Here is a 22,317-nt window from a genome sequence, read left to right as displayed (position 1 = left end):
TCAAGGGTGTGGATAACGGGCCTCAGATCAAAAATGTACGATGGCATCTGGCAGTCGAGATCCTGCTGCCTGCGAGATCGATCTTCTCAAACAAGCCATCCAGTTTACGCATTTCGAGTGTCAACTCCGGACTTCCACGCTCCGTCATCGCAATGGCCCGGCGGCCTTCATGGATATACGTTACCCTGAGGGACTACCTTCAAGCCAGATAGATGAAGGTCTGCTTCTGAACGTGTGCGCCGATCAGACCTGTAAAGGAAGCTCCCGTGATTATGAGCTGAGCATGCTGATACGCTTCGTCGTGCAGAAGATCGATGAAGGGCTGGACGATGAAGTTTTCTTTATCCTCGATGGCTTCGCCTGAGAATTCGCCGGGAACGTCAATAATCGAAACTCCTGGATAATGCGTCCCTCGCCGGGAACTGAGCGACAAAAGACCGTAGTGGTATGACATGAGAAAATAGAGCGAATCTGTGCCCCCGAGAGCGCCCTGCCATTTCTTTCGTCCAACCCGGAATTTGAAACTGGATTTGGAAAGGTCGACTTCAATGCGACTGTGCTTCCAAGTGTTGGGCCGCAGCTGGTTCAGGGCATCCAGATATGCGTTCATCCCTTCTTCGAGCCACTGGGCCGCCTCGTCGAAGTCGACTGCCCGCACAGCATCGTTGACTTTCTCCGAAAGCGGGGCGATTTCGTCTTCTATAGCCTTTATCTTGGCGGTAAGCTCCTTGCCCAGTTCCAGTGCAGCGGTTACCCGATCCATTTGTTTGGCACGTTCAGCAGCCTGGCCAATTGCTATGTCTACGGCGCTCACTTCGGCTTGAGCAAGTGCAGACACAGCGTTACGTGCGGGGGCCAATTCGACGTCGATCCGCCTCAGGTTTTCCTTGGCGGTTCGAGCTTCGGCAATTTGCTTCTGGACATCTCGGTGCAGAACATTGAGCAGCTCATCGGCCTCCTTCAACTCGCCCAACAGTCGTTTCTGCTCGAATTTTAGGCGAACCGCGCCCAAACCCTTTATTTCTGGATCATCCGGTAGTGCCTGATGGCAAACGAAGCAGCGCTCTGATTGATGGGACGATCTAATTGATTGGTCGCACGCTGGACAATGGGTCACACGCAAATCCGAAAGCACCTCACCGGCGTCCGCCGCACGCGCCATTCGCTCAAACTCGTCCGCCAAATCTTGCCTGTATCGGTGGATCTCGCGCAGGCGCTCTTCTGCCGCCGTCCGCTTTTCTTCTGCTGCTTCAAGGTCACTCAGAGTTTGTGCATGAGCTTGGCTGAGAGAAATCAGGCGTGATTGTTCAGCCGCTGGCACGGCACCCCGTCCTGCGTCAGCAAGAATCACAAGACGTTTCTCATGAAGTTGAGCGATGTTGTCGGCCAACCTCTTCTGGGACGCTGATATGGTAGTCTCACTAACGCCAAGGCCAATGTCTTCCGCGTCAAGGAGACCAGACGCCAGATCGTTCAGTGTCTGGCCATAATGCTCCCGACGGGCCGAGAGCCGCATTGACTCAAGTCGAAGCCGAACGAGTTCGCCATAGTCTTTGCTGAACACGTCATCGGCCAGTCCCAGGAACAGAAGCAGGCAGGCATGAATCTCTGCCTCTGACTGCTGGTCAACTAGCCCGCCCCAAAATCTTTGCTGGCGATAGATGTGCCTTAATAGGGTTCGAAAGCTGAGCTCGGGCCAGGTCTGGCCCGACATTGGATTGCCTTTAGGGAAGTTGACGACCGGAATCCCAAGCCTTTTCATGAGCCAATGCTGGAAGTCCGCTGCCAGCATCGCGGTGCCGTCGACATAAACCTTGCCCTTAGCGCCTGCTTCCTTCCAGCGCCGTTCGATCTCAAAGATTTCATCTCCGATGTGCAAGAGCACACCGGCTGCATCATATTTTTCTGAAAGTCCCTCTGTATCTGTTGACTCATATGGATTGCTTCCAGAATCTCCGAGGATGAAGTCCAGCGTTTGCAGCCATTTCGTCTTGCCCGTGTTCGGCGAACCCACCAACACGTTTACGCCCGGCTGGAACCAAAGCGACTCGCTATTTCCTGTAGCTAAACGGCGATACAGACGGGAGAAATGAAGATGTTTACGTGTCATTTGATAATGACCTGCCCCAAGGCGCGCTTTGCCACCTGTCTCTCGAAAAGTTGGTAAATCAAATCCTTGAGAGCATTGCCGGATTTGGAGCCGAACACCTTCTTAACTTCACGCTGTCGCTTGACGAGCCCCTGGAAGGAAGGTCTCTCAGCCAGAGCCTTGGCCGTTTCCCGACCAAGAGCGGAGAGTGCAATCTGATAAGACTGTTTGTGCTTTGTCACCGTGATAAGCTCCTTCGCCTCGAGGTGGCCAAGAACCTGATAATATCGCTTGTCCCATGGGCCATAGTGGTGGCGGATCATGGAGGATTCGATAGCATCGCTCGCCGGCGGTTGCGCGCTGGTCTTGTCGATGGCTGCGCATGCAATCTGAAAGAAGTCCGGATAGCGAACAAAAAAGTCGAGCTTTGCCATTTTTGTGAGACCGTCAATGCGACCGGAAGTTCCACAAATATACATCAATAGCAGCAATCGTGCTGCATGGAACTCGAGGATATCGTCGGCGGCGAGAGGAAGACTTGCGGGGCGGAAGCCTAGGCGGCTCAGCGATTTCATGTCCGCAGCCCATTGAAGCGAAGCAGACACCGATCAGCAATATCGTAAAGACATCCTTTCAGGAATGCACCCTGATCTCTCGCGCCAACAGGCCGTTCGTTGTTCAAGGCATCCAATTTTTGCAAACAGAGTGCATGAAACTGGGCGCCGCTAAGATCGAGAATGCCGGCTGCCAAGTCGGCACTTAGGGATTGAACGGTAGATTTTACTCGAGCCTGGAGATCCTCGGATTCCTCTGGCGGCATGTAAGTCGGCGTTCGAACCTTTGCGGCGTAGTCAAGGCGGAGTTCGATCGCCATAGCGAGCACTTCGCTTGGAATACTGGCATCCGCCATTTTTTCCGCAAGTGCTCCGCCGGATGCCACATTCACCTGCGCCAGTTTCGTCAGTCTGCCTCTCCACCAGTCAACCGCCTGATCCCTATGGACGATCTTTTTGGCTTTGTCCGGGTGCCACTTTGCATCGCCGGCACCTTTCACCCAAGCCCGCATTTCATTGAGCAGAACATCAACTTGCTCGATTAGAAGCGGCTGTCCAGATTTTTGAGCAAGCTCAAAAATCTGCAGTCTGTTGGCTCTTTCGACTGCGTGAAAGTCGTGACGCACATCCCAGAAGCAGTTCTCAAGCCAATACCGGGAGCCGTTCCTCTTGCGGGATTGACAACCAGGACACCGGCTATCCATTTCCATCTGAAGGGATACCATGGTCTCGCAGCTTGGGTCCCTTCCTTCCGCTCCGAATGGGTAACTTAGCGGCATCAATGCTGCCATAATGGGGCGGAGGGTCACAATTCGGAAGCTCGAAATCTCCGCATGTCTGTCACGCCCAAGTGAAATTTCGAAGATAGATGTTCCAACTTCCTTCTTCTTCCGCTGACACACGTCAGCAACCGACCAAAGTTTTTCCGGCTCCCCGGCCTTTACTTGAACGTATTCAGCGCGCAAGGTTGTGCCTGACATCGGTGACCTGACAAGAACCAGGTCGTCATGGCTTTCAAAGTGGATCTTGGTCAGCTGTTCGTCGGCGATCATCTCCAAGAGAAACCCGACGGCAATTTCGTCTTGATAGGTGAAGCCTCGGCGCGCGATCGGCCCGCCCTCTTCTACGGGAGGGACGCTGTCAACGGACGGCCACGATGTAACTTGCTGGGCTTGCGGTTCAGATTCCGTCAAGCGATACCACCCCACTCGATATTCTTCGCACCAAAGCCGCTTCAACCCCCGCGAAGACTGTAGCCGCATGATCGCGCTTCCTTCAAGGGCCGTTGAGGGTGGAAGCATTGCGGCCTGCTGTCAATGAGCATGGTCTCTCCAGCGTCCAATTGCAGCACATCGTTATACACCACTGCCGGAGGCTTGGTTGCCTTTGAGGCCCCGTGCAAGCGATTGGATCGGCTCGATCTGGGTGAACCGGGCTGTTCAGCCTGACTTTACCCGTCGCTCGAACACTCGACACCCGACAACGGCGCCAGCCAATCCGTCAGCATCTTGCCGGCCAGCAGTCGCTCGCGCACGAGGACCCGGGCCATGGCCTCCAGACGGTTCTTGTGCCCAGCGAGCAGAGCTCCGGCCCGCGCCTCCGCCGCATCGACCCTCGCGCGGACGCGATCGCGAACCTCAGGATCGCGCAGAAGCACATCCGGGCTCGCGTCGATCCAGAGGGAGCCGTATGCCCCCAAGCCGAACCGGGTGTCCAACATGACCGCCAACGCGGTGGCCTTGGCCAGATCAGAATGTTCCGGGCCGCCCGCCCCGGCAGAGACCTCACCAAAAACCACCCGTTCAGCCGCCCGGCCAGCCATGAGATAGGCCATCTCCGACTCTATTTCGGCAAGCAGGCCCTCGTCGTCGACCGGCATCCGGGTCGTGATTCCGCCTTCGGGTGTCAGCGTGAGGCGCTCGATCGAGCCGCGGCCGAAGGCGGTGGCCGCAAAGGCGTGCCCGCATTCATGTACGGCGGTGCGCCATTCGACCGCCTCTGTGACGGCGCCGGCCGGCGCAAACTCCGCGCGGATGTCCTCGATGCGAAGCGGCCGTCCTGCGCTCCGGGCAGCACTTCGGGCCTTCCGGACCGCCGCATCGACATCCGCTGCACTCCGGCCGATGGCCGACCGAGCCAGGGCGCGCATCTCCGCTTCAGGAAAATCGTTCACCAGACTGCGCCTCAGCATGCCGAGAATGGCATCGCCGTCGGGCAGAGGAACCTCGATCTTCAAATCGAACCGCCCGGCCCGCAGCACCGCCGGATCGATCCGCTCGGGAAAGTTGCAGGCCCCGATGACGATCACGCCTTCCTCCCTCGAAATCCTGTCCATCTGCTCGAGGAAACCATTGATGACCTGGTGGGAATAATTCGCGCCGTGCCGGTCGCCGCTGAGCCGGGATCCGACCGAGTCGATCTCGTCGATGAACAGGATCGAGGGCGATTTCCGGCGCGCTTCGGTGAAGCTCCTTTGCATGGCGGCCAGCATGTTGCCAAGGTGACCGGCGGCCTGCCACTCGGCGAAGCTGGTGGCGATGAAGTCGACGCCGGCGCTGGCGCCCATGGCCCGCGCAAGCCAGGTTTTGCCCGTTCCCGGCGGACCGAACATCAGCATGGATCGGCAAAGCTCATTCCATTTGATCCGGCGCTCTTTCCAGAGCCCGAGATCCTCCACCAGCCGCCGGGCTGCGGCCAGGGCCTCTCCATCTCCGGAGAGATCGTCAAGGTTTGGTCCCACTTTGGCTGCGGGACGTAGAAGATCTGCCAGTTGACGCGCCACCCCCAACGCGGAGGACGCCCGGAGTGCCGCCCTGAGGGCGAGAGGAGACAGATCGGCCAAGGCGCGATCGTCCGGCAGGGCCGCAAGGATTTCACCCGCCTCGAAGGTGCCGGGATCGCCATGGGTCAGGCGCAGAAGCGCCAGCAGGATCGCGCGGTCGGTCGGCACCAGCCTGAGCGGTGCCGGGAGAAATCGAGCGATATCGGCCGGGAGTTCTTCCACATCCGGCCAGAGGATCAGGACGGGGACGCGGGAATCGAAGGCATTCACCAGATCTTCGAGAAAAGTGCGAAGGTTGAACCGGCTGATTTCATGGCCGTCGGTCTCTGGGGCGCACAGGACCAGATCAGGCGTGATGCCGGGCGACCGCCGCGACATGGTCAGCGTCCGGGTTCCAGCAGGGAGAAGGCCGTAGTCCAGCACGTCCAACACCGGCTTGACCTCCGCAAGCCGCAGTCCGGACAACACTGTGAGAGCCTGAGGCGCGAGGCAGGAGTCGACGGCCCGGCGGCTGCCAAAGGTTTCAGCAAGGCGCAGGGCGAGCAGAAGTTGCGTGACGGTCGGGTAACATTTGTTGTCCTTGCCGTCGCCGGACGAAAAAACGACGGCATTGGCCTGCTCGACAGAGCGCAGACGCTCGACGACTTCGGCCGCAAAGGAGAGCCAGACGGGCTCCGGCAGGCCGGCTGCGGAAATCTCCGATGAAAAGGGAACTGCCCTGGACTCATTATTGGCGGTACCATGGGACCGATGGCCGCTCGTTACCGCATCGTCCGGACCGAAACTCCTGGTGCCGAAAAACTCGTGGCTCATCAGCTTTCTCCTAAATCCATCTGCATGGGTGCCGGGCATCGACTCCATCGCGGTGCTGACCGATCAGAAGAGCGGGATGGAGTCAACACGCTGTTTTTGCAATTAAATTTGAAAAACGCGGGGCGGTCCGGGAAAAATCCCGCGCTTGTACCGGTTTGGAACCGGGAAAAATCGCAATGTGCCGCAGCCGTACGCAATGGCGGCGTCAGCCCATGACCAGGGTCACGGTCTCGAGCTGCGCTCGGAAAAAAGGCCGGTGTCCGCAAGTGCCCCATCCGGTCCTTTGAAGATCGGCAAGCCAGATCGGCAAAATCCGTGAGAGACTTGCTGTAAGGTGCAAACCGGCCGCAATTTTCTGAATTAAATGATCGGCAAAGCAACCATGATCCCAAGCCGAGACCGCCCCCAGCCAGCGCCCGCGCCCCCCATTCCCCATGAACACTTCCTGGCCCCCCGCGGCTTCCTTCTTGGGAGGTGTTCCAATGCGGCCCGAGGTCACACCCAGATGAAGCCACACGCCGTGGCCAGCATCGAAAAACCCTCCCCACTTCATGCAATGCGAAGAGGAAGTCCGGTCTTAGCCATTTTTGACAGATGCTGCAGAGCGCAGCGTTTCCGGGTTCGCGTCACAGGCGATGTTGGTAACCGCTATTGATGGCTCTGCAAGGCGTGTTATCATAGAACATTGGTGGCATGAGGTCGCCGCCGGCGGAATCCAAACAAGAGAACATGAAACCAGATCATGTGTGCTGATCGCAAAGAAGCAATCCTCAAAGAGGTATCGGAGTTTTATTTTAGATCAGGTGACTTCAATGGGCTTGGCGTGTTCTCGATGACAAGCGCAGCGGATGTTGCAGCAATCAGAGAGCTGATCTCCGACGGCATTCTGGACTTAGTGCGCGGTGATTCACATCCGAATCCTCATATTAAGGCTTTTCCAGCGGATTCAGTCGAGGTCCAACTCGAAAAGATCGATGCTCTCGGACTTGAGGGGTGCCTGTACCCCACCCCGCAGCTGCTGAAGGAGCGAAAAGCTGGAGCCAACGAAACCGCACCATATACACGGGCTCTGAAAGAAGGCGCGCCACAACTCAGCTACCGCGCCTTCGATCTCCGTGCTCTTGAATGGTATCGCAATGACCCACGGTTTGACTTTGACGTCGATGACATTCACGGCCGTATTCTACAGAAGAAAGGGACTCAGGTAGCAGAACGTGCAGTGGTTCTTGATGGTCTCGAATTCTTTGAGTTCGGCTTCGCCTATGACGATGAAATGCATCGAGCATTGGCTGCCTTTATCCGATACTTGCATGACCTGCCAGAAGCACAGCAGATCGAGATGCAGAAGCATGAGTTACCGGGTTCGTATAAGCTGCATCCTGATTTTTACCGAACTCAGATCATCGGGGACTTCCCTGAGCGGATGTCGATCTATGACGCCTTCTTGCAAGAGAAGGTTGAAATAAATCAGATGTGTGAGCTTATGGGGAAACCAAAGCTGTTTCGTACTGAGTATCGCGATTCAAGGCGCCCGCGTGGATTCGGCATTTTGATAAGGCCAACCAGGAAAGAATTTCGAGACTTTGCGTTGCTACTTGATCAGCTTTTGAGCGATGACTTTAACCGAGAATTCTTTCGGGGGGATTTGGAGCTATATCGCAACCTGACCGATGAAGATGGTAACAGAGTCACACAGCCGAAAGGCACGATCCAACTCCTCGAAGAATGGATCGGCGCGAAGTTCATGCCAGCTGACCCAGCCGCATTGGCGGAACTCTTTGTTAATCTCCGAGCGGTACGCAAAGTTCGCCAGAAGCCGGCACACATTGTAGAGGATGACGAGTTCGACCAGAAATACGTCGCCGAGCAACGCGAATTAATTAGTCAAGCTTTTGATGCGGTCCGTACCTTACGAATGGTGCTGGAGAATCATCCTGCAACGCGCGGGCATGAAGTTCCCGACTATTTGCGAGAGGCGAAGGTGTGGACTATGTAGCTGCCGCCGCTCCTGCAGCCAAGCGCGTCCACGCTGAGTAGGGGATCAGCAGGATCGGCCGCTCCATCAGTGTGCCATTTCGCAGTTGGGGAAGATCTCTTGCGGGATTGATGGCTTTACTTGTCGACTTTGACAGGTCGGCGAGGGTTCGGGTGGCAATTGGCAGAGCCCGGCGGTATCGCGGATAAGATCCTCATCGCATTCACCGACCCTTAGTACATCGAATTGCCTTGTCTGGTTGCGAGGATTCCAAGGTGACGATCGACTCTCGTGCTCGTAACTCGCCGCGATTCCTTGAAGGATTCCGATCATTGATAGTTGGAGGCTCGCCTCTAAACAGTGATCATTAGGCCAATCAAGATGCAAGTTGCACGTTGTGATTAATCGTAATCCACAGTCTTAAGCTCCATTGAGAGAATCCGCGTTTCTAATTTCGGCAGATTCGCATAGAATAATTTGATGCATGGAGTTTCAGTTCCGGAAGTGGAGAATGCCATGAATAAGTTCATTTTTGTTGTTCTTGGTGCAGCTTTCTGTGCGATGCCAGCCGCTGCGAATGATAGCGATATGACGCAGATCGCATCGGGAAAAACGAAGGCGGTGATGGCGCATGGGATCTGTCGCCAGATCACCAACAACAATGCCAGCCCGGTCATGATCCCGCACAAGACGGCCAGTGAATGGTCAGTTGGAGCAAATTCTTTTTTGGCCGGGGATCGTCCTGGTTTGACCGTGCAATTTTGCCCGCCGACACAATCGACAATATTTAATTGTCCGAATCCATATGATTATATGAACTGTGGAAATGCAGTTTCGAAAGGTATTCATATTTCCAGTGATGGAAGGTATGTTTTTGTATTTGAAAATGGTTACTCAGGAAGTTACGGCACTCCGAAGATTCACATATACTCAATGGAGAATGGCGTTCCTGATCTTGTAAGGACCGTCATTCTCAAAAATAGTTATCCTATCCCAGATTCAAGTTTTGCCATCAATGGAGATGGATCTTTATTTGCTGTCTGGAATAGGCGGTATTCTGACAACTCAGATTACATTCCTGTAGTGAGTTTTTATTCATTCGATGGGGCTACGGAGAAATTTCTCTTTGAGGAACAGCCATCTTTTGGTGCTCAGTCAGGTGGAGCGTATTATGAATTTGCCATGTCAAGTGATGGAAAAACTCTTATGATATCCGAAAATCTTATCGATTTTACAGGATCAAGCATCAGTAAATCTCCTGTAACTGCAGATTTTTCCGTCGAAGGTGTTCCAGTCTGGTCAGATGCCCTGAATGGCTTTGTTCAGATTGCGGCAGGACCAAATTCCAGTATCTGGCTAGCTACAAAAAACAATAATGGAAAATGGAAAAACCGGAAAATTTTCTCTTATGAAGAAATTGGCATTACCATGTCTTTATCCCGTCTTGCTCTATCTTTCGATGGCTCGAAAGCTGCAATCATCAGAATATCAGACTCTAAGAGTGAAGGCCCTAGTCTCGATTTTTTCTCCATTGAAAACGGATCTTTTGTGTTGAAAAAAACGATGACGTTCGAAAACTGGATTAGCAACAGGAGAGATATTTACCCGGGGATAGAATTTTCGTCTGACGGGCTGAAACTTCTTATGAGGAAGGACACAGAGATTTCTGTTTTCGATGTCTCTAGGATAGCAGATGGAATCGTGGTTTCAAAACCGGGTTTCACTCTTGATCCTCTTCTTGGATCGCAATTTGCTGTATGGATGACTGCGGCCAAAAACGGCTACATTGCTTATGCTTCACCCGATGCCGGGGGACATATTGGGCGGGTAGGAATCATGCCATCGCCCTGATCAAGAATCGCGGCAGACCCCGTACTTCAGTGCGGGGAAGGAGTGCGAAAAGTCGATCAATCAAAGTTTCGCACTTTGATCGACGCTTATGGCCGCGGCAGCGCGAACAACGATCTGAAGCGGATAGCTGATCTCGGCTAGGCTCAAGACCCATTGATCTGCTTGAAACCGCTGCGGTTGAATGATTCAAGCTCGCGGACTGACGGTGGGTGATGATGAGCAACCTTTTCTGGCTGACCTACGAGCAGATGGAGCGGTTGAAGCCGTTCTTTCCGAAGAGCCATGGCAAGCCGCGGGTCGATGATCGGCGCGTGTTGAACAGAATAATCTTCATCAATCGCAGTGGGTTGCGCTGGTGCGATGCGCCTCGGGAGTATGGCCCGCCGAAGACCCTCTACAACCGCTGGAAGCGGTGGAGCGACATGGGTGTCTTCGCCCGGATGATGGAGGGGCTGGCCTCCGAAGGCGGCGAGGAAAAGGTTGTCATGATCGACGCGACGTATCTGAAAGCGCACCGCACGGCTTCGAGCCTGCGGGCGAAAAAGGGGGGCCCGTCGATCAGCGCGGGCGCCTGATCGGGCGCACGAAGGGTGGATTGAACACGAAGCTGCACGCCGTCACGGACGCCAGGGGGCGCCCGCTGCGGTTCTTCATGACGGCGGGCCAGGTCAGCGATTACACCGGTGCCGCGGCCCTGCTGGACAGCCTGCCTGCCGCAGAACGGCTGATCGCCGATCGGGGCTACGACGCCGACTGGTTCCGAGAATCGTTGAAAGACAAGGGGATACGCCCCTGCATCCCGGGCCGGAAGTCGCGCGGAAAGGCAGTTCGCTACGACAGGCGCCGATACAAGCAGCGCAACCGGATCGAGATCATGTTCGGCAGACTGAAGGACTGGCGCCGCATCGCGACCCGCTATGACAGATGCGCAAAGACATTCCTCTCCGCCATAGCCCTCGCCGCAACCGTCATCTTCTGGCTTTGACGATCAATGAGTCTGGAGCCTAGGACGCGCCCAGTTCGCGACACTTTATCCAACTTCGCAATTCCGCTTGCGTTGCGGGTTCGTACAGTCTAACGAACGGCGGCACCGAAGCGCCATCCGTGGTGCTTCCCGCCTCCTCTTGATCCGAGCCCAGCCCCCCGCGGCTGGTGCTCTGGCGTTTTGACGAGGCAACAATGATCCCCTGTCTGACCTATTGCGCTCCCGGCAAGCCGGCCTTCATCGCAAAGGCTGCGCCTGTTCCTGAGGGCCGCTGACCGCATTCCCATCTCTCCGTTCCCGCGACCTCGACCCTCCATCCTGAGGGCGCGGCCCGCTGAACAGCATCTTGGCGTCCGGTCCCGGCAGATGGTCTGCCGGGGACGAACCGTCGCCATGCGAGGTTCACATGCAGATCCTGCCTAACGGGGACATCCAACTTCCCGCCCTCAGTATCGCCGATCGCGACGTCCCGCTCGCGTCGAAGGGTCATTTCTCCGGCCATGTCGTCATCGGCGGCGGCGCCGGCCGTATCACCCAGACCGAAAGCCACCTCGAGATGAACGGCATTCTGTGCCTGCACTATCGCCCGGATGTTCGCGAAATCCGCGAACAGGTGCGGTTCGACTGGTTCGACGAGAACGGTGAGGTCTTCTCCCACTACTTCGACTGCGTCGCTGTTCACCAGGACGGGACGAAGACCGCCTTTGCCTTCAAGGCCGCGCGCTTCGCCACCCCGAAATTCCTCCGGAAACTCGGCATCATCCGGGCGCAGGCGGTGGCCCTGAAAGTCATCGACGACGTCCGCGTGGTTACCGAACAGGACCTCGATCCGACGGAGGTCCACAATGCCTGGCTCCTGCACGGCATGCGCCATCCGGATCCCGAAGCCGATGCCCGGGCCGCCGAAGTCGTCGAGGATATCCGCGGCATCAAGGGGCTGGACCAACTCAGCCGGGAAATCGGCCTTGGTGCGCGAGGAACGCGCGCCCTGTTCCGGCTGATTGCCGCTGGCCGACTGCAACAGGCCGAGCTCGGCCGGCTGTCGCCGGAGATCCGTGTCACCTGCAGCGCCGCGCCCGCGAATGATCCGGTCCTGCTGGAGGATCCGACAATCGAGTTCGCCGCCTGATCCCAACATTCAAGGACAAGATATGACCCTTCAATTGAACTCCGAGGGACGGCGCCTTGCGCTGTCCACCCACGACCGCGTGACGATCAACGGCGTCGAATGGCGGCCGGCTTACAGCAACGACACCGGCTATGCCCTGGAGCGGGCCGACGGGACCGGCGTTGCGGAAACCTTCAGTCACCGGCAGCTCAGCCGGCTCGCCAGCGAAGGCAAGCTCCGGCACGAACCCGACTGGTTCTTGCCCGAAACGGCCGTCAAGCGGCTGGAGGTGCCGGCCGTCATGACGTCGGCCCTCGCCGCTTCGGTGCGGCAGCGGATGACCGACCGGGAGGCCTTCGTCCTGGCCTTCCTCGACATGTGGAACGCGAAGGCGATCGTGAAGACCGACGCCTCGATCGAAGCCAACATGCCGGCCCTGCGCCGGAAGGCGATGGAATACCTGCAGGGTCCGGACGATGCCGGGCCGGGCAGGTTCGGGACCATTGAGCGGAGCATCAACCCGCCGTCCGCCCGCAGCCTGCGCCGCTGGCTGAAGAGTTACGAAGGCCACGGCGTCTCCGGCCTCGTCGATGCCATGGCGAAACGCGGGCATCGTGGCTGCTCCTTCCGTATCGAGGAGATGGCGCTGCTGATGGCCGCCGCGCGGAAATACCTGAACATCAATCGCCCGACGATCCAGGTCGTGTATGAGGAGATGGTCAACGCCTTCGCGGATCGGAACGCGGACCGTGCGCGTAAGGGCCTTTCCCGCCTCATCGTGCCCTCCAAGGCCACGCTGCGCCGCACGATCCATGGCTTCGGCCCCTTCGTGATCGTGGCGGCGCGCTACGGTGAAGACGCGGCGCGCAAGCGATTCCGGCCGGTCACCAACGGACTTCCCCTGACCCGCCCGCTGCAACGGGTGGAGATGGACGAGTGGACGATCGACATCATGGCGATCCTCACCTCCACGGGTCTCTGGGATGTTCTGACCCATGATGAAAAGCAGATGCTCGGCCTCGACGGCAGCATCGGCCGGTGGAAACTGACGGTCGCCATCTGCGCCACCACGCGCTGCATCGTCGGCTTCGCCATTTCCGCCGAGGCGAAGGGCAGTGCCGCCCTCCAGGTTCTGCACATGATCACCCGCGACAAGGGGGGCTGGGCCGATGCGGTTGGCGCCCTGTCGCTCTGGGACATGATGGGCCTTCCCGAGCACATCGTCACCGACGGCGGTTCGGCCTTCCGATCCGCCCTGTTCCGGCATGCCTGCGCCAATCTGGGTATCACCACCGAACGCGCGATTGCCGGGGTGCCGGAATTGCGGGCCCGGATCGAGCGGCTGTTCCGGACGATGTCGATCTCGCTGATGGCCCGCCTGACCGGCCGCACCTTTGGCTCGGTGGTCGAGAAAGGCGATGCCGATCCGACGAAGACCGCCGCCCTGACCATCGAGGACCTGCTGTTCGCCATCACCCGCTGGACGGTCGACTACTACCACAACGCCCCGCACCGCGGGCTGAACTACAGAAGTCCGCGCGAGGTCTGGCATGAGCTGGAAGCGAAGTGGGGTGTCCGTCCGGCGCCGGACATGACGACGCGCCGGCTCGTCTTCGGCAACACGACGGTGCGGAAGCTGAGCAAGGAAGGTATCCGCCTGTTCGGGATTCACTACCACAGCGAGGATCTCGCCGAATCCCTTTGCCAGAACCCGATCCGCGACATGGAGATCCGGTGGCTGCCTGAGGACATCGGCGCGATCATGGTCTGCGTCGGCGGCGTCTGGAAGGAAGTCCCGGCCACGCGGCCCGGGCTGGACGGCGTCAGCATCCAGGTCTGGATGGCCGCCTGGCGCAATGTCCGGGCTGCGGATCCCCGCAGTCGATCGCATGACTGGTCGATCATGCTGGCTGCTGTCCGGGCGATCGATGAGCGCGTCGCCCAGGCCCGGCTCGCGGCCGACATGATGGTGATGGAGTGGACGGAGAAGCGGGAACAGGACGTCGAGGACAACCTGTTCCGTCACGTCTCCTTCAACGATGCCAGCCCCCGGCCGGTGAAAACGGACGGTCAACTGGGGCTGTCCGTGCCCGAGGTGCCGATCACCGTTTCGCCCGTCGGCGCACCGTCGGCCGTCGAACGTCCGACCTCTGCCGTGACCGTGCCTGCCACCAACACCGAAAATCCCGCGACGCCGGACACCGTTGCGGCGCCCGTCCCTACGAAATCTTCCTGGATCATCGAGGAGTAACCCCATGAACGCCATGACTCGCACCCCGGCGGAAATCTCCGCCACCACCGAAACCCTCCGCTCGATCTATTTCCGGACCGAGCGCGACCAGATGTTCCGCGAACATCTCGACCGGCTTCTGCAGAGGGATGAAGAGGGCAACCTCCTCCCCCAGGCCGTCCGCCATTCCGGCAACGAGGAAACCCGCGGCGTGATCGTGACGGGCGGTCCCGGCAGCGGCAAATCGACGGTGATCAGGCGCAACCTCGCGAACCATCCGGCGCTGAGCGCCGCGGCGGGAGCAGAGCAGGACCACTACCTGTTCCTGAACTTCCCCAGCCCGGCCACCTTCAAGAGTGTCGGTTTCGAGGTGCTGCGTGCGACGGGCTATCCGGAGATCTCTAGCCGCCGGGAGGCCTGGAGCATCTGGTCCCTCTGCCGTTACCGGATGTTCGACCAGGGGATCAAGGTGCTCTGCCTCGACGAGGCGCACGACCTGTTCTGCAACGACCGGCGGCTCATCCTGCGCGGGCTGAAATCGCTGATGCAGGGCGATGACGCCCTGATCGTGATCCTGTCCGGCACCGACGAACTGCGGGATCTGATCCGCACCGACCCGCAGGTGCAGCGGCGCTTCTCGACGCTGGTGCTGCCTTCCGTCACGCCGGCGCTGAACGGCCCGGACATTGCCTCGGTGATCGCGCATTACTGCCGCAAGGCGGGACTCGAGCCGCCGAGGGAGGCCGATCTGGTGGACCGGCTGATGCATGCCAGCCGCTACCGGTTCGGACGCACGCTCGAGACGGCGATCAAGGCCATCGAATGGGCCATGAAACACGGCGCGACGCGGCTCAACGTGCAGCATTTCGCCGAGGCATGGGCGTTCGATGAGGGCTGCCCCCTCGAGCGCAACGTTTTTCTCAGCCCGAACTGGGGCTCCATCGATCCTGACCAGCCGTCCGCGTTGATCGCCCCCACCCGAAAGACCCGCAAGGGGAAAGCGCAATGACCGAACTTCTGAGACCGTTCCTGCCGTTTGATCCGGCAGAGACGCTGCTCTCCTGGGCCGCCCGTCTGGCGGCCCTCCACACCGGCGATCGCTTCGTGCCGTTCCTGCGGGACTTCGGAATCGAACCGAAAAGTATCGTTCTCAACTCGGAAGATGCGGTAGAGAGGCTCTGCGAGGTGACCGGCCAGGATCCGGCCGTTGTTGCGCAGAACCGCCTGAAACGCGCTGGCGTTCGGCGATTTGCCCTGCGCGACGAAGTCTTTCCGCTCGAATTCACCAAGGGTGCGATGACCGCCTTCTGCCCGGCCTGTTTGGCCGAAGACGACCGGGCGGGCGGAAACATGCATGCCCATCGACGGGGGAAGCTGATCTGGACGCTGCGCCATGTGCTCACCTGCCCGGTTCACGGCTTGCCGCTCGTGGAACGGCGACGGGAGTCCTGGGATTCGATCTATCACGAACTGTCGCTGCTGGTGCCGGAAGAGGGGGAATCCCTTGCCGCCTTGGCTGAAGGGTTGGAACGGCGGGCACCGTCGGGGCTGCAGGACTATCTGATCTCACGGCTGGAGGGAGGGACCGGGCCAGCCTGGCTCGACGGACAAGGGATCGAACAGGCAGCGCGCACCACCGAAGTGCTGGGCACCTTGCTTGAGTTCGGTCGGGACCGCGTGACGAGCGATCTCACGCTGGCGGAACGGGACGAGGCCTGCCGCACCGGTTGGCACTACACCAGCCGCGGCGCGGAAGGGGTCCGTGAAGCGCTGCAGACGGTGCAGGATGCGTTCAGGGACCGAAACGGGAAAGTGGGACCGCAAAAGGTTTTCGGACAGATGTTCAAGTGGCTGGCTTACGGCACGAACCAAAAGGACGTCGGCCCGATCCGGGATCTCCTTCGGGAGCACATCTTCGACACGATGGCCGTGGTGCCGGGGGATGAAGTCCTGGGCGAGGTTCTGCCGGTGCGGCGGCGCCACAGTGTTCTGTCCCTGGCCGAGCACATCAAGGTCCATCCGAAGACGTTGCGGAACTTCCTAAAAGCCTGCGGCGCCGTCGCCCCCGACTGCGAGGAGCAGCCGGATACCCTCGTCACGCTCGATGTCGCGGAGGGCGAGCGACTGGCTGAACTGCTGAAGAACGCCGTTCCTGTTTCCAAACTGCCGAAGCTCATGAACTGCACGAGGTCGCAAGCGCAATTGATGGTTGACTGCGGCATTCTCAAGCCCATCGGGCGTGGGGGCATCGAGATCGGAAACAGTCGTTGCGCCATCGACCGGCGGGAGGTGGAAGAGCTGATGGCGGATCTGAAACGCCGCCTGCCGGTCATTCGGAGAGAACCGGAGGGGCGTCACGGACTCGCCCGCACGGCCGAACTCTCGCGGGTTACGCTGGATGTGATCCTCCCGGCGCTGTTCGACGGCAAACTGACGAGCGCCGCGCGGCTGGCCGGACAGAACGGGTTGGCGGCGGTGCGCCTTGACCCTGTCGAACTGGCTCGGTTTGCGACGGTTCGGCCGCTTGGCTATGGTCCGAGCGAGGCTTTCAAGATCCTGAAGGTGTCGCTCCGTGTCGGCCGAGCGCTGCTTGCCGAACGGCCCGGGGGGCCGCTGCTGCGCTCGCGAAGGGTCCCGGTTTCGGCATTTGCCAGGGCCGGGATCTGGCTGATGCCGCAGGATCTTGCGGACTTTCAGTGCGAATATGCGACCCACGGCAACCTCTGCATGGAGACTGGGCTGCATCACATGGAACTGAGCCACGCCCTGAAGAAGATGGGCGTCGAGCCGGTGGTGGACCCGGAGGAAATCGGCGTCAGGGTTTACCGTTGGGCCGATATTCGAGCGGCGCCCGTCGACATCTGGTTGACATGAAGAGGGCACCCGAAGGCGCCCCTGGTTTTGTCTCACAATCAGTATGTGATATCCACCGGCGAACTTTTTTGAACCCCGGTCCCATCACCGACGCTTCCCTGAATGTTATAACCCCAGCATTTTGTTCCGCCGGAGATCATCAAGGCACAAGTATTTTTTGAACCGGCGGAAACACTTGCGACGTTTGATGAAAGACCAAGAACAATGGCCGGAATATTGCCGGGGTTACTTTGGGTGCCTCCATTCCCGAGGTCGCCGCTGCTATTGGTACCCCAACATTTCAAACCAGAGTTTTGAACTGCGCAAACATGCCATTGACCAGCAGAAATCGATGTCACGCCGGAGGACAGTCCAACAGCATCAACTGGAACAAAGGAGTTGTTGGTTCCACCATTGCCAAGCAATCCGGAATCATTCCTTCCCCAGCATTTGACGCTTCCGTTTTCAAGAAGGGCACAAGAGCTTCGATCTGTAACGGCAACTGATCGGACTTTCCCTCCCAGGTTCGTCATCGTATAAGGGGAATAAACAAAATCTGTATTTCCATTTCCAATTTGTCCATAAGTGTTGGGCCCCCAGCATTTTGCTTCCCCGCCGTTCGTCGCAATACATGTGTGGCTGCCCTGCGACGAGATCGAGATGGACTTGACGACTTCAGCAATGCCGGAAACCGATGTCGGGATATGTCGACTGCTGGGGGTGCCATCTCCAATTCTTCCACCTGCGCCCCAGCATTTGACACCTCCCGATTTTAAAGTGGCGCAAGTATGTGTCGAGCCGGCAACAATCTGATCAACATCTGTGAGGCCAGTCAACGTAACAGGAACGAAGCTTGTCGTTGTTGTTCCGTTTCCAAGTTGACCAAACGCGTTGGATCCCCAACACTTCACCGTATTGTCCTTAAGGACGGCACAGGTGTGATCGCCCCCGGCAGAAACCTGACGAACGTTTTTTCCGAGCGTCGCTACATCCGCCGGAGCAAAGATATCATTTTCCGATCCTTGGCCCGTCTTGCCTTTATACCCGTCTCCCCAGCATTTGACGCCTCCATCCGTCATGACAGCGCAAGCGTAAATATTTCCCACTGAAATCTGGACAGCTTCCAGAACCACGCCGGCAACATCGATCCGGTATACCCGTCGTCCATCTGCATCCAGATAGTTTCCAACAACTTCAAAAGATGTTGATTCTTTTTTGGTTGGTGTTCCTGAGAGGATGCCGGTCGATGCATCAAGCGAAAGCCATTGGGGCAGGGCGCTTCCCGCATCTCCGATCGACCAGGACAGTTTGGATGGATTGGCCGGGTCGGCTTTTGGTCCACCCGTTACGGTGGCAAACGCCTTCAGGTCGAGACTGAATGGCTCATTTTGTGTCGCGGAGATTTCCTCGACATCAGCAAGCGAAATCGAGACAGGCTGAATTCCCGTTTTGACAATGAAAGGCTTGGAGATTTCCCCCACTTTGACAGTAGCGGCATATGTACTCTCCCAATCCGGTGGAACCAGGCTGACAGTCAGCTTTTCACCGTTCGAGATCGATCCCCCTGAAACAAGACCACTATCGGCAATCCGAAGCTTCGGATTGCCGACTCCGGTGATGGATGCCTGCGTGGGGGTCGTGATCCCGGTAATGGTCGTCTCCGCTGATGCAGCAAGACCGGCTTCCCAGTTGATTATCTCCGGAAAGGAAAACTCGTCCGGGATGTCATCATTGATGTCGGCGCCATTTCCATTGCCGCCACCCGCTGCGTCGAACCCGCTTGCGGTTGCGGAAAGATGGAAATCAAAAGGTTCTGCCCGCGCCAGCGTCGTGGTAGCGGCCAAGAAGATCATGCAAGCGGTCAGAGCTTTGGCTTTCATCTTTAATCTCTCTTGAATGACATGGGACACGCAGCTTTTCGGGCGGTGGGGCAGGGGCAGTGTCATTTTAACGGAATTCCAATTATGGAAAAACGAAATTTCGCTTCAGAGATGATCAGGGATGTGGATAACCAGAAATGGCAAATTGCAGGTTATGTAAAGATCGATTTGGCTCAATATTCCTGTCCATCAATCCTGATGGACAAGAAATTCGACGCCAATGGACAAAGTGGATTGCTTGTGCTTTGCTAAGCGTTAAGCGAAATCAACGGCTTGCGGGAATGGACAAAGGACAATTACCTTGCACTTCGAGAGCTGATGTTGTAGGACCCACTAAAACCTGTCCATTTCCGGGGTAATTTGTCCATTCCGGCACAGGATTAATGACCACCGGCTGCGCTGCAGTCGGTGGTTTCTTTTTATATCAGTGGCTTGCGCGTCTGGCGGATTTGCGGCCTTCGATGCTCCGTCGGAGCGCTCCGTCCTGGTGCGCGGCGTTGACGGCCAGCCGCGCTTTCGGCATCCCTCAGGGCAAATCCGGCCGGGTTCTTTTCAACATCCCCCTCCAGCAGAAGCTCTGCCCGAGGGCGTGGCGCAATGCGCCAGAAAGGACCTCCAGGCATCCAGAGCGCCGCCGACATCGCCGCCGAGCGGACGGCCGAGGCGGAGGCCGCCCTGCCGGAGCCCGAACCCGACGACGCCCTGCCGCCACCGGAGGAGCCGGAACCCGAGGCGTCTCCCGCCGCGGATCCACCCGCCGGCCGGGGACGCAAGCCCGCCGCAAAACCCCACCGGCCGGCCGCGTCCCGCCCTGCGGCACTGCTGCATCTTTCCGCCCCTGGCGAATTGCATGCCGGCCAGCGGGCGGCTGGCGGCCCTTTGAAGGTGGCGGCTCTCGGTGCCGCGTCCCAAGCTGCGCCCACAAGACAACCACACCCGGGACATTCGCCGCGACCGCACCAGCATCGCAGATGCCGATCTTGGCCCTGCAAGACTCGTGCATCGCCAAACCGGCCCTCGACCCTGCCGCGATCTGCGCGGGACAAGAGATCGAGCCAGCCGTGACGGTCCTCGCATTCGTGGTCAGGCGCCACGACCCGTATTGCCTGTGTGTGGCAGGATCGGATAGGGCCCGAAGATTGCATGAACAGGAATCGGAGAACACGTGTCCACAGGAGCTATCATTAGTCTGGCTGCCTATTTCCTCCTGATGATCGGGATCGGGATCTACGCTTACAGGAAATCGACAGCCACGTCCGAGGATTACATTCTTGGCGGACGAAATCTGTCCCCCGCCGTCGCCGCACTTTCCGCCGGGGCGTCCGACATGTCTGGCTGGCTGCTGCTGGGCTTGCCCGGAGCCCTCTATGCCTCTGGTCTGGTCGAAGCCTGGATCGGCATCGGCCTCTTTCTGGGGGCGCTCGTCAACTGGATGGTCGTCGCGCCGCGCCTGAGAGAACAGACCGAGCGCTATGACAACGCGCTGACCATCCCGGCCTTCCTGGCCAATCGCTTCCCGTCGCGGGGCGTCACGCTGCGCATGGTTTCAGCGGTGATCATCGTGGTCTTCTTCGCCGTCTACACCGCCTCGGGCCTCGTCGCGGGGGGCAAGCTCTTCCAGAGCGCCTTTGACGGCAGCTACCAGTTCGGCGTCTGGCTGACCCTCGGCGTCGTGCTGGCCTACACTGTGGTCGGCGGTTTTCTGGCCGTGTCCCTCACGGATTTCTGCCAGGGGCTGATCATGATGCTGGCGCTGATCATCATGCCCGCGATCGTGCTCTATTCCGGTAAGGGCGCCGGCTTCTCCCAGGCCCAGGAGACGCTCTCCGGGGTCGAGGGGTTCACCTTGAAGCTCTGGTCCCCCGACATGACGCTCATCGGGTTCATCTCGCTGCTCGCCTGGGGCCTTGGCTATTTCGGCCAGCCGCACATCATCGTCCGCTTCATGGCGGTGAAGAGCGTCGCCGCAGTCGCGACCGCACGCAATATCGGCATGGCATGGATGGGCATCGCGCTGATCGGTGCGGTGGGCGTCGGCATCTTCGGCCGCGCCTATGTCGAGCGCAACGGCGTGGTGATCGAGGATAGCGAGACGATTTTCATCTATCTCGCCGACACCCTGTTTCCCGGATTGATCACGGGCTTCTTTCTGGCAGCTCTTCTGGCCGCGATCATGTCGACGGTCTCGAGCCAGCTTCTGGTCTCGTCCTCTTCGCTGGCCGAGGATTTCTACAAGCTCGTGCTCAACAGGGGCGCCTCCGAGAAGACCCTCGTGGCCATCGGGCGCATCTCCGTGATTGCCGTCGGTGCCGTCGCCGCCCTGATTGCAGGCGATCCGGAAAGCGAGGTCCTGGGGCTGGTCGCCAACGCCTGGGCGGGCTTCGGAGCGGCATTCGGTCCCCTGGTCATCCTGTCCCTGACCTGGCCGCGCATGAACGGTTCCGGCGCCGTGGCGGGCCTGGTGGTGGGCGCGGCGACCGTCGGGCTCTGGATCTTCACCGGTCTGAAAGCGGTCACCGGCCTTTATGAGATGATCCCCGGCTTTGTGCTCGCATGGCTCGCGATCTACCTCGTCAGCCTTGCGACCGAGGATCGGGGCGAGTTCCGGTCGACGATAGCCACACCGGATGAATGAGACCTGTAGGCAGAGGCCGAAAGCGGGCCTCTGCATTTGCCCACGCTGCCGCCATGGGGACTCTCGGCCGCGGGAGTGCTGGCACGAATGAGCTTGCAGATCCACCTTGAGGGGGACGATCGATGATCCGCCGTCGCAAGGCCGCGAAGGGGGGGCGCCTTCGGCCGGTCCACCGTCACGCCGCGCGTTGGCGGGCGAAACTTGCTCGTTCGCTGCCGATTGCCGGCGTTGAGCATCCCGGCCCCAGCTGCCTGCGGAATCCGAAAGCGGTCGTTCATTGCGGTTGCGGCACGCCCTGGGGCTGCAACGGTCCGCCGACGGCAGATACCGTTGCGAAACTCGCTTGAGCGTCTGCAGGATGGCGTATTTTGGGAAACAGTGAACCGAAATCACTCTCAACGGCATTCGTATCGAGGTAAACGGTTCTGAAAACGTATCGATCAAAGCGCCTAACTGTTCCATCCCGGATGATCACATAGACCCTCGCCGGTCTGCCCTGTTCATGTGTGCCCTGCTCCCCAACCTTGGACCGCCGGAAGTTGGATTTTTCCGGCTGCCTCAC

Annotated in this window: 14 protein-coding genes; 8 read left to right on the top strand and 6 right to left on the bottom strand. The window is 58.8% G+C overall.

All coding sequences use genetic code 11. The features are described 5' to 3' along the window. Nucleotides 1-199: 199 nt before the first annotated feature. The 4 genes from BYZ73_RS22425 to BYZ73_RS15135 all read right to left on the bottom strand — a co-directional run bounded on the left by BYZ73_RS22425 (nt 200) and on the right by BYZ73_RS15135 (nt 6,238). A complete protein-coding gene (locus BYZ73_RS22425; RefSeq protein WP_146746312.1) occupies nt 200-2,110 on the bottom strand; it encodes a coiled-coil domain-containing protein in 1,911 nt (636 codons plus the stop codon). Further along, a complete protein-coding gene (locus BYZ73_RS15145; protein ID WP_146746311.1) occupies nt 2,107-2,664 on the bottom strand; it encodes a hypothetical protein in 558 nt (185 codons plus the stop codon). The genes BYZ73_RS22425 and BYZ73_RS15145 overlap by 4 nt, the downstream gene beginning before the upstream one ends. After that, nucleotides 2,661-3,905, bottom strand: coding sequence for a dsDNA nuclease domain-containing protein (locus BYZ73_RS15140; RefSeq protein ID WP_181498073.1), 1,245 nt, complete (start codon nt 3,903-3,905; stop codon nt 2,661-2,663). Before BYZ73_RS15140 ends, BYZ73_RS15145 begins: the two co-directional genes overlap by 4 nt. Nucleotides 3,906-4,093: 188 nt before the next feature. Then, nucleotides 4,094-6,238, bottom strand: coding sequence for an AAA family ATPase (locus tag BYZ73_RS15135; protein ID WP_181498072.1), 2,145 nt, complete (start codon nt 6,236-6,238; stop codon nt 4,094-4,096). A 742-nt stretch (nt 6,239-6,980) separates the two neighbouring features. On the opposite strand from BYZ73_RS15135, the gene BYZ73_RS22420 reads away from it, so the two are divergent. The 7 genes from BYZ73_RS22420 to BYZ73_RS15100 all read left to right on the top strand — a co-directional run bounded on the left by BYZ73_RS22420 (nt 6,981) and on the right by BYZ73_RS15100 (nt 17,261). After that, nucleotides 6,981-8,234: an AAA family ATPase gene (locus tag BYZ73_RS22420; protein WP_146746310.1), complete on the top strand. Its 1,254-nt coding sequence runs from the start codon at nt 6,981-6,983 to the stop codon at nt 8,232-8,234. 495 nt (nt 8,235-8,729) lie between these two features. After that, nucleotides 8,730-10,064 carry a hypothetical protein gene (locus BYZ73_RS22415; RefSeq protein ID WP_146746309.1) on the top strand — a complete coding sequence of 445 codons (1,335 nt, stop codon included), beginning with the start codon at nt 8,730-8,732 and terminating at the stop codon, nt 10,062-10,064. Between the two features lie 215 nt (nt 10,065-10,279). Then, a protein-coding gene (locus BYZ73_RS15120; RefSeq protein WP_281269486.1) for an IS5 family transposase occupies nt 10,280-11,049 on the top strand; the annotation gives its coding sequence in 2 pieces (ribosomal slippage) (nt 10,280-10,619 and nt 10,619-11,049; 771 coding nt in all). 406 nt (nt 11,050-11,455) lie between these two features. Beyond that, on the top strand, nt 11,456-12,178 hold the full coding sequence (locus tag BYZ73_RS15115; RefSeq protein ID WP_112316583.1) for a hypothetical protein: 723 nt from the start codon (nt 11,456-11,458) through the stop codon (nt 12,176-12,178). A 22-nt stretch (nt 12,179-12,200) separates the two neighbouring features. After that, nucleotides 12,201-14,408 carry a Mu transposase C-terminal domain-containing protein gene (locus BYZ73_RS15110; RefSeq protein WP_181498071.1) on the top strand — a complete coding sequence of 736 codons (2,208 nt, stop codon included), beginning with the start codon at nt 12,201-12,203 and terminating at the stop codon, nt 14,406-14,408. A 4-nt stretch (nt 14,409-14,412) separates the two neighbouring features. Further along, nucleotides 14,413-15,396: a TniB family NTP-binding protein gene (locus BYZ73_RS15105; protein ID WP_245943171.1), complete on the top strand. Its 984-nt coding sequence runs from the start codon at nt 14,413-14,415 to the stop codon at nt 15,394-15,396. Continuing rightward, nucleotides 15,393-17,261, top strand: a complete 1,869-nt coding sequence (locus tag BYZ73_RS15100; RefSeq protein ID WP_112316581.1) for a TniQ family protein — start codon at nt 15,393-15,395, stop codon at nt 17,259-17,261. The genes BYZ73_RS15105 and BYZ73_RS15100 overlap by 4 nt, the downstream gene beginning before the upstream one ends. 38 nt (nt 17,262-17,299) lie before the next feature. Here BYZ73_RS15100 and BYZ73_RS22410 read toward each other — a convergent pair whose 3' ends face one another. Further along, nucleotides 17,300-19,186 carry a putative Ig domain-containing protein gene (locus BYZ73_RS22410; protein ID WP_146746308.1) on the bottom strand — a complete coding sequence of 629 codons (1,887 nt, stop codon included), beginning with the start codon at nt 19,184-19,186 and terminating at the stop codon, nt 17,300-17,302. 1,099 nt (nt 19,187-20,285) lie between these two features. Between BYZ73_RS22410 and putP the strand changes: the two genes are divergently transcribed. Beyond that, nucleotides 20,286-21,755: a sodium/proline symporter PutP gene (gene putP, locus BYZ73_RS15075; RefSeq protein ID WP_112316579.1), complete on the top strand. Its 1,470-nt coding sequence runs from the start codon at nt 20,286-20,288 to the stop codon at nt 21,753-21,755. A 274-nt stretch (nt 21,756-22,029) separates the two neighbouring features. Here putP and BYZ73_RS23585 read toward each other — a convergent pair. Beyond that, a partial coding sequence (locus tag BYZ73_RS23585) for a hypothetical protein (RefSeq protein ID WP_220086846.1) occupies nt 22,030-22,317 on the bottom strand: 288 nt, incomplete at its 5' end.

The sequence above is a fragment of the Rhodovulum viride genome (assembly GCF_003265965.1).
In the GTDB taxonomy this organism is placed as follows: domain Bacteria; phylum Pseudomonadota; class Alphaproteobacteria; order Rhodobacterales; family Rhodobacteraceae; genus Rhodovulum; species Rhodovulum kholense.
Note: the sequence above shows the minus strand (reverse complement) of the source record. Positions and strands in the feature narration are given on the sequence as shown.

What these genes read in the sequence shown, in the direction of transcription:
- BYZ73_RS22425 (WP_146746312.1), bottom strand. Translation starts at nt 2,110, where the DNA reads ATGACACGTAAACATCTTCATTTCTCCCGTCTGTATCGCCGTTTAGCT.
- BYZ73_RS15145 (WP_146746311.1), bottom strand. Translation starts at nt 2,664, where the DNA reads ATGAAATCGCTGAGCCGCCTAGGCTTCCGCCCCGCAAGTCTTCCTCTC.
- BYZ73_RS15140 (WP_181498073.1), bottom strand. Translation starts at nt 3,905, where the DNA reads ATGCGGCTACAGTCTTCGCGGGGGTTGAAGCGGCTTTGGTGCGAAGAA.
- BYZ73_RS15135 (WP_181498072.1), bottom strand. Translation starts at nt 6,238, where the DNA reads ATGAGCCACGAGTTTTTCGGCACCAGGAGTTTCGGTCCGGACGATGCG.
- BYZ73_RS22420 (WP_146746310.1), top strand. Translation starts at nt 6,981, where the DNA reads ATGTGTGCTGATCGCAAAGAAGCAATCCTCAAAGAGGTATCGGAGTTT.
- BYZ73_RS22415 (WP_146746309.1), top strand. Translation starts at nt 8,730, where the DNA reads ATGAATAAGTTCATTTTTGTTGTTCTTGGTGCAGCTTTCTGTGCGATG.
- BYZ73_RS15115 (WP_112316583.1), top strand. Translation starts at nt 11,456, where the DNA reads ATGCAGATCCTGCCTAACGGGGACATCCAACTTCCCGCCCTCAGTATC.
- BYZ73_RS15110 (WP_181498071.1), top strand. Translation starts at nt 12,201, where the DNA reads ATGACCCTTCAATTGAACTCCGAGGGACGGCGCCTTGCGCTGTCCACC.
- BYZ73_RS15105 (WP_245943171.1), top strand. Translation starts at nt 14,413, where the DNA reads ATGAACGCCATGACTCGCACCCCGGCGGAAATCTCCGCCACCACCGAA.
- BYZ73_RS15100 (WP_112316581.1), top strand. Translation starts at nt 15,393, where the DNA reads ATGACCGAACTTCTGAGACCGTTCCTGCCGTTTGATCCGGCAGAGACG.
- BYZ73_RS22410 (WP_146746308.1), bottom strand. Translation starts at nt 19,186, where the DNA reads ATGACACTGCCCCTGCCCCACCGCCCGAAAAGCTGCGTGTCCCATGTC.